Raw genomic sequence first — 9,860 nt, forward strand, 5'->3', positions numbered from 1 at the left:
GGCCAAGGCGGAGAGCCTGGTCTCCGAGGCCAGGGCCAAGGCCGAAGGCTTGCTTTCCGCCAAGAAGCGGGCCCTCGAGGCCAGCCTGCAAGCCGCCCTTCGCCGGGCCGAAAGCGCCGGGGAGCTCCTCCTGGCCACAGCCCGTACCGAGGCCAAGGGGGAGGTACTGGCCCGGGTGAGGGAAAAGGTGCAGGAGGCCCTCATGGCCCTACCGGGTAGCCCCGATTGGCCAGGGGTTTTGCGGAAACTGGCGGAGGAGGCCCTTGCGGCCTTGGGCGAGCCCGAGGCCTTGGCTTCCCATCCCGAAAACCTTCCCCACCTCGAGGGTCTGGCGCGGGAGCGGGGCCTGGAACTCCGGGAGGATCCCGCCTTGCGCCTTGGGGTAAGGGCCATCGGCCAGGGGGGCAGGACCCAGGTGGAAAACGCCCTGCTAAGCCGTTTGCAACGGGCCTGGGATGCCCTTTCCTCCAAGGTGGCCCAGGTGGTGTGGGGCTAGAACATGGCGGACGACTTCGGCTACCTAAACGCCCGGGTGCGGGCCAGGAGGAGTACCCTTCTCAAGGAGAGCTTTTTCCAGGAGGCCCTGGACCTTTCCTACCCGGATTTCCTGCGCCTTCTTTCCGAGAGCGTCTACGGCCAGGACCTGGCCGGCCAGGGCCTCCCGGATGTGGACCGGGCGGTAGCCCTTACCCAGGCCCGGTTGGTGGGGGATCTGGCGGGCTTGGTTACGGGGGAGGCCCGGGAGGCGGTCCGGCTTCTCCTCCTAAGGAATGACCTTACCAACCTGCAGGCCCTCCTCCGGGCCAAGGCCACGGGCAAGCCCTTTGAGGAGATAGCCCTCTTGCCCGGCACCCTCAAGGAAACCTTCTGGCGGCAGGCTTACGAGGCCCAGGATGCGGCGGGGATGGCCCAGGTTTTGTCCGTACCGGGCCATCCCTTGGCCCGGGCCCTGAGGGCGGTTTTGCGGGAAACCCAGGACCTTTCCCGGGTGGAGGCCCTTTTGGCCAAGCGCTTCTTTGAGGATGTGGCCAAGGCCTCCAAGGCCCTGGAGGAGCCGGCCTTGCGGGACCACCTGGCCCTCGAGGTGGACGCCGAGAACCTGCGCACCGCCTTTAAGCTCCAGGGGCAGGACGTGCCGGTGGAAAGCGTCTTTATCCGGGGTGGGCGCTTCGTGGACCGGGTGCGCTTCGCCCGGCTCCTGGAGGGGGATTACGCCGTCTTGGACGAGCTGGCGGGCACGCCCTTTGCTCCTTTGTCCGGCGTGCGGGACCTAAAGGAGCTGGAAAGGCGGCTAAGGTGCGTCCTCCTTAAGGAGGCCAGGAAGGGGGCTTCGGATCCCCTAGGGGTGGGCCTGGTCCTGGCCTACGTGAGGGAAAGGGAGTGGGAGGCCATGCGGCTTAGGCTGCTGGCTCGGCGGGCCTACTTCGGGCTTCCCCGGGCCCAGGTGGAGGAGGAGGTGGTCTGCGAATGAAGGTGGCGGTGATCGCCGATCCCGAATCGGCCCAGGGCTTCCGCCTGGCGGGCCTCGAGGCGTATCCCGCCTCCAGCGCCGAGGAGGCCCGGGCCCGGTTGGAGGAACTGGTCCAGGCCGGGGGGTATGCCCTGGTGGCCGTGGACAGCGGGCTTCTTCCCGAGCCGGAAAAGGCGGTGGAGAGGCTCATGCGGGGCAAGGACCTCCCCGTGCTCCTTCCCTTTGCGGGCTTGAGGGACGCCTTCCAAAACCCCGATGTGGAGGGGTACATGCGGGAGTTGGTGCGAAGGACCATAGGCTTTGACATCAAGCTGTAGAATGGAGGGAAGATGATCCAGGGCGTGATCCAGAAGATTGCGGGCCCGGCGGTGATTGCCAAGGGCATGACCGGGGCTCGCATGTACGACATTTGCAAGGTGGGCCACGAGGGCCTGGTGGGGGAGATCATCCGCCTGGATGGGGACACCGCCTTCGTCCAGGTCTATGAGGACACCTCGGGGCTTAAGGTGGGGGAGCCGGTGGTCTCCACGGGGCTTCCCCTGGCGGTGGAGCTGGGCCCAGGGATGCTGAACGGGATCTACGACGGCATCCAGCGTCCCCTGGAGCGCATCCAAGAGAGAACCGGGATCTACATCACCCGGGGGGTGGTGGTCCACCCCCTGGACCGGGAGAAGAAGTGGGCCTGGACCCCCAGGGTCAAGCCGGGGGATGAGGTCAGAGGGGGGATGGTCCTGGGCACGGTGCCGGAGTTCAACTTCACCCACAAGATCCTGGTGCCCCCGGATGTGAAGGGCCGGGTGAAGGAGGTGAAGCCCGCTGGGGAGTACACGGTGGAGGAGCCGGTGGTGGTCCTGGAGGACGGCACCCAGCTCAAGCTCTACCACACCTGGCCCGTGCGCCGGGCCCGCCCCGTGCAGCGCAAGCTGGACCCCAACACCCCCTTCCTCACGGGGATGCGCATCCTGGACGTGCTCTTCCCCGTGGCCATGGGGGGCACGGCGGCCATCCCCGGGCCCTTTGGCAGCGGTAAGACCGTGACCCAGCAGGCCCTGGCCAAGTGGTCCAACGCGGACGTGGTGGTCTACGTGGGCTGTGGGGAGCGGGGCAACGAGATGACCGACGTCTTGGTGGAGTTCCCCGAGCTCACCGACCCCAAGACGGGTGGGCCCCTCATGCACCGCACGGTGCTCATCGCCAACACCTCCAACATGCCCGTGGCCGCCCGGGAGGCCAGCATCTACGTGGGGGTGACCATCGCCGAGTACTTCCGCGACCAGGGGTTCGCCGTGGCCCTCATGGCCGACTCCACCAGCCGCTGGGCCGAGGCCTTGCGGGAGATCTCCAGCCGCTTGGAGGAGATGCCCGCGGAAGAGGGTTACCCCCCTTACCTGGCCGCCCGTCTGGCCGCCTTCTACGAGCGCTCCGGTAAGGTGATCACCCTGGCGGGGGAGGAGGGGGCCATCACCATCGTGGGGGCGGTTTCCCCACCGGGCGGCGACATGTCCGAGCCCGTGACCCAGTCCACCCTGCGCATCGTGGGGGCCTTCTGGCGGCTGGATGCCTCCTTAGCCTTCCGGCGCCACTTCCCAGCGATTAACTGGAATGGTTCCTACTCCCTTTTCACCCCGGCCCTGGACCCCTGGTACCGCGAGAACGTGGCCCCCGACTACCCCGAGCTTCGCGACGCCATCTCCGAGCTTCTCCAGCGGGAGGCCGGCCTGCAGGAGATCGTGCAGCTGGTGGGTCCCGATGCCCTCCAGGATGCCGAGCGCCTGGTCATTGAGGTGGGGCGGATCATCCGCGAGGACTTCCTGCAACAAAACGCCTTCCACGAGATCGACGCCTACTGCTCCATGCCCAAGGCCTACGGCATCATGAAGATGATCCTCAGCTTCTACAAGGAGGCGGAGGCGGCCATCCGGCGGGGGGTGAGCATCGACGAGATCCTGGGGCTTCCCGTCATTGAGCGCATCGGTCGGGCCCGCTACCAAAGCGAGGAGGACTTCCCCCGCTACTTTGAGGAGGCCATGAAGGAGATCGAGGGGGCCTTCAAGGCCCTGGCCTAGAGGAGGGATGGATGGATCTTCTTAAGAAGGAATACACGGGCATCACCTATATCTCGGGGCCGCTCCTCTTCGTGGAAAACGCCAAGGACCTGGCCTATGGCGCCATCGTGGACATCAAGGACGGCACGGGCCGGGTGCGCGGCGGCCAGGTGATCGAGGTTTCCGAGGAGTATGCGGTCATCCAGGTGTTTGAGGAGACCACGGGCCTGGACCTGGCCACCACCAGCGTGAGCCTGGTGGAGGACGTGGCCCGGCTTGGGGTTTCCAAGGAGATGCTGGGCCGGCGCTTCAACGGGATCGGCAAGCCCATTGACGGCCTGCCCCCCATTACCCCGGAGAAGCGGCTGCCCATCGTGGGCCTGCCCCTGAACCCCGTGGCCCGCAGGAAGCCCGAGGAGTTCATCCAGACGGGTATTTCCACCATTGACGTGATGAACACCCTGGTTAGGGGGCAGAAGCTGCCCATCTTCTCGGGCTCGGGCCTTCCCGCCAACGAGATCGCCGCCCAGATCGCCCGCCAGGCCACGGTGCGCCCGGACCTCTCGGGGGAGGGGGAGAAGGAGGAGCCCTTCGCCGTGGTCTTCGCCGCCATGGGCATCACCCAGCGGGAGCTTTCCTACTTCATCCAGGAGTTTGAGCGCACCGGGGCCTTAAGCCGTTCCGTGCTCTTCCTCAACAAGGCGGACGACCCCACCATTGAGCGCATCCTCACCCCCCGCATGGCCCTCACCGTGGCCGAGTACCTGGCCTTTGAGCACGACTACCACGTGCTGGTCATCCTCACCGACATGACCAACTACTGCGAGGCCCTGCGGGAGATTGGGGCCAGCCGCGAGGAGATCCCAGGGCGGCGGGGCTACCCCGGCTACATGTACACCGACCTGGCCACCATCTACGAGCGGGCCGGGGTGGTGGTGGGGAAGAAGGGGTCCGTGACCCAGATCCCCATCCTCTCCATGCCCGACGACGACCGCACCCACCCCATCCCCGACCTCACCGGCTACATCACCGAGGGTCAGATCCAGCTTTCCCGGGAGCTCCACCGCAAGGGTATCTACCCGCCCATTGACCCCTTGCCCTCCCTTTCCCGGCTCATGAACAACGGCGTGGGCAAGGGCAAGACCCGGGAGGACCACAAGCAGGTTTCCGACCAGCTGTACTCCGCCTACGCCAACGGGGTGGACATCCGTAAGCTGGTGGCCATCATCGGCGAGGATGCCCTCACGGAGAACGACCGGCGCTACCTGCAGTTCGCCGACGCCTTTGAGAAGCACTTCATCAACCAGGGGCAGCAGAACCGCTCCATTGAGGAGAGCCTGCAGATCGCCTGGGCCCTGCTTTCCATGCTGCCCCAGGGCGAGCTTAAGCGGATTTCCCGCGACCACATCGGCAAGTACTACGGGCAGAAGCTGGAGGAGATCTGGGGCGCTCCCCAGGCCCTGGACTAAGGAGGTCCTATGAGCCAGGTCAGCCCCACCCGCATGAACCTTCTGCAGCGGCGCGGCCAGATGCGCCTGGCGCAGAAGGGGGTGGACCTCCTCAAAAAGAAGCGGGATGCCCTGGTGGCGGAGTTCTTCGGCCTGGTGCGGGAGGCCCTCGAGGCCCGCAAGGCCCTGAACCAGGCGGCCCAGGAAGCTTACGGGGCTTTGCTCCTGGCCCAGGCCTTTGACGGGCCGGAGGCGGTGGCCGCGGCGGCCCTGGGGGTGCGTCCCTTGGAAAAGGTGGAGGCGGAGGTGGAAAACGTCTGGGGGAGCAAGGTGCCCAGGCTTAGGGTCACCTTTTCCGATGGGGCCCTTCTTTCCCCGGTGGGCACCCCCGCCTACACCCTGGAGGCCGCCCGGGCCTTCCGCCGTTACGCCGAGGCCCTGTTCCAGGTGGCCAACACGGAAACCCGCCTCAAAAAGATCGGGGAGGAGATCAAGAAGACCACCCGCCGGGTGAACGCCCTGGAGCAGGTGGTGATTCCCGGAATCCGGGGCCAGATCCGCTTCATCCAGCAGGTTCTGGAGCAACGGGAAAGGGAGGATACCTTCCGCCTGAAGCGCATCAAGGGCAAGATTGAGGCCCGGGAGGCGGAGGAGGAGGGGGGCCGCCCCAACCCCCACCTGGAGATCGGCGCAGGGCTTTAGCGCTCTCCTAAATGGAGGCCCCGGGGCACAGCCCCGGGGCCTTCCTGCCCTTCGCTACTGGGCCTTGGCCTCCTTCAGCATGTTGAGGAGCACCGTTTGCAGGATGCCCCCATTCCTGTAGTAGTCCACCTCCACCGGGGTGTCCAGGCGGGCGGTGGCCTGGAAGCGAACCTCCGTGCCGTCTTCCCTTCGCGCCACCACCTCCACCTTTTTGCGGGGGGTTAGGTCCTCAAGCCCCAGGATGTCGTAGACCTCGTAGCCCGTGAGGCCCAGGGTTTCCCGGTTCTCCCCGGGCAGGAACTCCAGGGGCAACACCCCCATCCCCACCAGGTTGGAGCGGTGGATCCTCTCAAAGCTTTCCGCCAGCACCGCCTTGATGCCCAGGAGGAAGGTACCCTTGGCGGCCCAGTCGCGGCTACTGCCCGTGCCGTACTCCTTCCCGGCGATCACCAGAAGGGGTGTGCCCTCCTCTTGGTAGCGCAGGGCCACGTTGTACACAAAGTCAACATCGCCCTCGGGAAGCTTCTTGGCGTAGCCCCCTTCCACCCCATCCAGCATCAGGTTCTTGATGCGGATGTTGGCGAAGGTGCCCCGCATCATCACCTGGTGGTTGCCGCGCCGGGAGCCGTAGGAGTTGAAGTCCTCCGGCTTGACCCCCTTGGAGATCAGGTACTGGCCCGCGGGGCTCTTCACGGGGATGGCCCCGGCGGGGGAGATGTGGTCGGTGGTCACGGAATCCCCCAGGACCAGAAGCACCCTGGCCCCCCGGATATCCCCCACCCGGTGCTGGCCCAGGTTCTGGAAGAAGGGGGGCTTTTGGATGTAGGTGCTCCCGGGGTCCCAGGCGAAAAGCTCCCCGGTGGGGGCGGGGAGGGCCTGCCAGCGCTCGTCCCCCTCAAAGACCTTGGCGTACTCCTTCTTGAAGAGCTCGGGGTCCAGGGTCTTGGCCATGGCCTGGCGGATCTCCTCCATGGAGGGCCAGATGTCCTTGAGGTAGACGGGCTTGCCGTTGGGGTCGTAGCCCAGGGGCTCCGTGGTGAAGTCCACGTCCATGCGGCCCGCCAGGGCGTAGGCCACCACCAGCATGGGGCTTGCCAGGTAGTTGGCCTTCACGTGGGGGTTGATGCGCCCCTCAAAGTTGCGGTTCCCGGAGAGCACCGCGGCCACCACCAGGTTCCCCTCCTCCACCGCCTTGGCGATGTCCTCGGGCAGGGGACCGGAGTTGCCGATGCAGGTGGTGCACCCGTAGCCCACCACGTGGAAGCGCAGGGCCTCGAGGAAGGGCAAAAGCCCGCTGGCCTCCAGGTAGTCCGTCACCACCTTGGAACCCGGGGCCAGGGAGCTTTTCACCCAGGGCTTGGTGTCCAGCCCCGCCTCCACCGCTTTCTTGGCCAAAAGCCCTGCTCCCAGCATCACCGTGGGGTTGGAGGTGTTGGTGCAGCTGGTGATGGCGGCGATGACCACCGAGCCGTGGGCGAGCTCAAACTCCTCCTGGTGCCGCTTGACCAGGACCTTCTGGCCAAGCTGGTCCGGCCCAAGGCCAAACCCCCGTTCCTTCACCGGCTTGGTGAGGTGGGCGAGGAAGCTTCCCTTCACCTCCCTAAGGGCCACCCGGTCCTGGGGCCTCTTGGGGCCGGCCAGGGAGGGCTCCACCGTGGAGAGGTCCAGCTCCAGGGTTTCCGAGTAGCGCACCTTTTCCTCAGCCTCGGGGGTGCGGAAAAGCCCCACCGCCTTGGTGTAGGCCTCCACCAGGGCGACGAGCTCCTCAGGGCGGCCCGTGAGCCTCAGGTAGTTCAAGGTCTCCTCGTCCACGGGGAAGAAGCCCATGGTGGCCCCGTACTCGGGGGCCATGTTGGCGATGGTGGCCCGGTCCGCCAGGGAGAGCTTGGCCACCCCGGGGCCAAAGAACTCCACGAACTTGCCCACCACCCCGTGTTTGCGCAGGATCTCGGTGATGGTGAGGACCAGGTCCGTGGCTGTGGCCCCTTCGGGAAGCTCCCCATAGAGCTTGAATCCCACCACCTTGGGGGCCAGCATGTAGTAGGGCTGCCCCAGCATCACCGCCTCGGCCTCTATGCCCCCCACGCCCCAGCCCAAAACGCCCAGGCCGTTCACCATGGTGGTGTGGCTGTCGGTGCCCACCAGGCTATCGGGGAAGGCCAGGGTAAGGCCCTCCACCTCCTGGGTCATCACCACCTTGGCCAGGTACTCCAGGTTCACCTGGTGAACGATGCCGGTGCCGGGGGGCACCACCCGGAAGTTCTCCAGGGCCCCTTGGGCCCACTTGAGGAGGAGGTAGCGCTCCCGGTTCCTTTCGTACTCCTTTTCCACGTTGTAAAAGAAGGCGTAGGCGGTGCCGAAGGCGTCCACCTGCACCGAGTGGTCAATGACCAAATCGGCGGGCACCACGGGGTTGATGCGTCTGGGGTCCCCGCCCCGCTCGGCCACGGCGTCCCGCATGGCCGCCAGGTCCACCACCGCCGGCACCCCGGTGAAGTCCTGAAGGATGACCCGGGCCAGCTTCAGGGGCACATTGATCTCCCCGGGCTCCGGAGTCCAGCGGGCCAGGGCCTCAATATCCTCCTTGGTTACCTGGTAGCCGTCCTCGTTTCTCAGGAGGCTTTCCAGCATGATGCGGATGGAGAAGGGGAGCCGGCTTACCTCGGCAAGGCCCTTCCTCTCCAGTTCCGTAAGGTCAAAGTACCCGTAGGTGCCGCTTGGGGTGTGAAGGCTCTTAAGCGTTTGCAGGCTATCCTTCATGCGTGCTCCTTTCCCTTCCCCCCCTTTCCCTAGACGGCAGGGCCACCCTGATGTGGGCAGGGCTGGGCTAGGGGTGGGTTTTAGGGGGAAGTGTTCCGAGGGGGGGCGCCCGCCCCGGCTTTCCCCACTATATCACTTCCCCGATGGAGTGTCTGGGGTGGGGGTGGTGCGGTAAGGTCCAAGCCTTCCAGGAAGAGGAGCACCTCTTCCGCAATCTCCGGCCAAAGGGCCTCCCGGGGCCTTGTCGCGGGCCGGTCCCCCTTCTGGGGGCCATAGGCCCCGAAGCCCGCGTGGTTCAGGCCTTCTATGAAGACCACCCGGGCATTCTTGGGTAAGCGCCGGGCCTTTTGTCGGGCTTCCTCGAGGGGCAGAAGGCCATCCTCGGTGCCGTAGAGGGCTAGGGTGGGGAGGGTTTCCCGGCTGAGGTCCTCCTCAGGGTAGCTGGCGAAGAGGATAAGGGGGAGCTTCTCCCGGACAGCCAGCTCGGCGGCGGCCACGCCCCCTAGGCTATGCCCCCCTACCACCAGGGGAAGATGGGGATGGGCCCTGTGGGCCTCCAAGGCCCTTTCCTTGCCCAAGAGGGCGATGCCGGAGGGGACCTTGAGGAGGACCACCAGGTACCCCGCCTGGGCCACGGGGGCCAGGACCGGGGCGTAGGCCAAGGGTTCCACCCGGGCCCCAGGGTAAAAGGCCAGGAGGGCCTTGGGGGTCTTAGGAATGAGGGCCAGGCCATACGGCGCCTCCTGCACCTTAAGGCCTCCCCCTTGGAGGGCCTCCTGGGCCAGGGGCTCGGCCTTCAAAGGCCTAAGGAAGTAGTAGGCCACCCCCACCACGGCCAAGGCCAGGAGCAAGGCCCCCAGGCCGATTAGGATCAGGATCTTTCTGGCAACCATGGTTACCGCAGGACCGGTTCCTCCTTGCTTCGGCGCTCAAAGGCGTAGAAAGCCGCGGGTACCACGAAGAGGGTGAGGAGGGTGGAGGAAAGGAGCCCTCCCAGGATGATCACCCCCAAGGGTCTACGGTACTCCGCTCCTTCCCCGGTGCCTAGAAGCAAAGGCAGGCTAATGATAAGCACGGTTAGGCTGGTCATGAGGATAGGCCGTAGACGGAGCCGGGCGGCCTCCACCAGGGCTTCCTTTAGGGGTTTTTCCCGCATGCGCCGCACGGCGAAGTCCAGAAGCAAAATGGCGTTTTTGGTCACCAGGCCGATCAGCATCACTACCCCCAGGACGCTGATCACGTCCAGGCCCGTGCCCAGAAGGTAGGTGAGCCAAAAGGCGCCCACCAAGGCCAAGGGCACGGGGAGAAGGAGGTAAAGGGGGTAGCGCCAAGCGTTGAACTGGCTGGCGATGACCAGGTAGTTGAGGACCAGGGCCAGGGCGAAGGCCAGGGGGGCCAGGCGGGCCAGTTCCCCGGTGAAGCTCCCCAGCCCCG

Annotated in this window: 9 protein-coding genes; 6 read left to right on the top strand and 3 right to left on the bottom strand. The window is 66.1% G+C overall.

The window, feature by feature from the left end; translation table 11 throughout:
- From Q0693_RS02195 to atpD, 6 genes are all read left to right on the top strand, one after another.
- Positions 1-496: V-type ATP synthase subunit E (locus Q0693_RS02195; protein ID WP_298628828.1), on the top strand; the 496-nt coding region annotated here is incomplete at its 5' end.
- Positions 497-499: 3 nt separating this feature from the next.
- Positions 500-1,471 (top strand): V-type ATPase subunit, encoded by a 972-nt coding sequence (locus tag Q0693_RS02200; protein WP_298628830.1) that lies wholly within the window; start codon positions 500-502, stop codon positions 1,469-1,471.
- A gap of 2 nt (positions 1,472-1,473) precedes the next feature.
- The gene (gene atpF, locus Q0693_RS02205) at positions 1,474-1,788 is read left to right on the top strand and encodes a V-type ATP synthase subunit F (RefSeq protein WP_243029503.1); all 315 of its coding nucleotides are present in this window, start codon (positions 1,474-1,476) and stop codon (positions 1,786-1,788) included.
- A gap of 12 nt (positions 1,789-1,800) precedes the next feature.
- A complete protein-coding gene (locus tag Q0693_RS02210; protein WP_298628832.1) occupies positions 1,801-3,537 on the top strand; it encodes a V-type ATP synthase subunit A in 1,737 nt (578 codons plus the stop codon).
- 11 nt (positions 3,538-3,548) lie between these two features.
- A complete protein-coding gene (locus tag Q0693_RS02215) occupies positions 3,549-4,985 on the top strand; it encodes a V-type ATP synthase subunit B (RefSeq protein ID WP_015716781.1) in 1,437 nt (478 codons plus the stop codon).
- Between the two features lie 9 nt (positions 4,986-4,994).
- Positions 4,995-5,666, top strand: coding sequence for a V-type ATP synthase subunit D (gene atpD / locus Q0693_RS02220; RefSeq protein ID WP_243029408.1), 672 nt, complete (start codon positions 4,995-4,997; stop codon positions 5,664-5,666).
- 54 nt (positions 5,667-5,720) lie between these two features.
- Here the strand turns inward: atpD and acnA are convergent, their stop codons facing one another.
- From acnA to Q0693_RS02235, 3 genes are all read right to left on the bottom strand, one after another.
- Positions 5,721-8,426 carry an aconitate hydratase AcnA gene (gene acnA, locus Q0693_RS02225; protein ID WP_243029409.1) on the bottom strand — a complete coding sequence of 902 codons (2,706 nt, stop codon included), beginning with the start codon at positions 8,424-8,426 and terminating at the stop codon, positions 5,721-5,723.
- 80 nt (positions 8,427-8,506) lie between these two features.
- The gene (locus Q0693_RS02230; RefSeq protein WP_298628848.1) at positions 8,507-9,319 is read right to left on the bottom strand and encodes an alpha/beta hydrolase; all 813 of its coding nucleotides are present in this window, start codon (positions 9,317-9,319) and stop codon (positions 8,507-8,509) included.
- A 2-nt stretch (positions 9,320-9,321) separates the two neighbouring features.
- On the bottom strand, positions 9,322-9,860 hold a 539-nt coding region (locus Q0693_RS02235), incomplete at its 5' end, for an efflux RND transporter permease subunit (protein ID WP_298628850.1).

The organism is uncultured Thermus sp., assembly GCF_938010445.1.
In the GTDB taxonomy this organism is placed as follows: domain Bacteria; phylum Deinococcota; class Deinococci; order Deinococcales; family Thermaceae; genus Thermus; species Thermus altitudinis.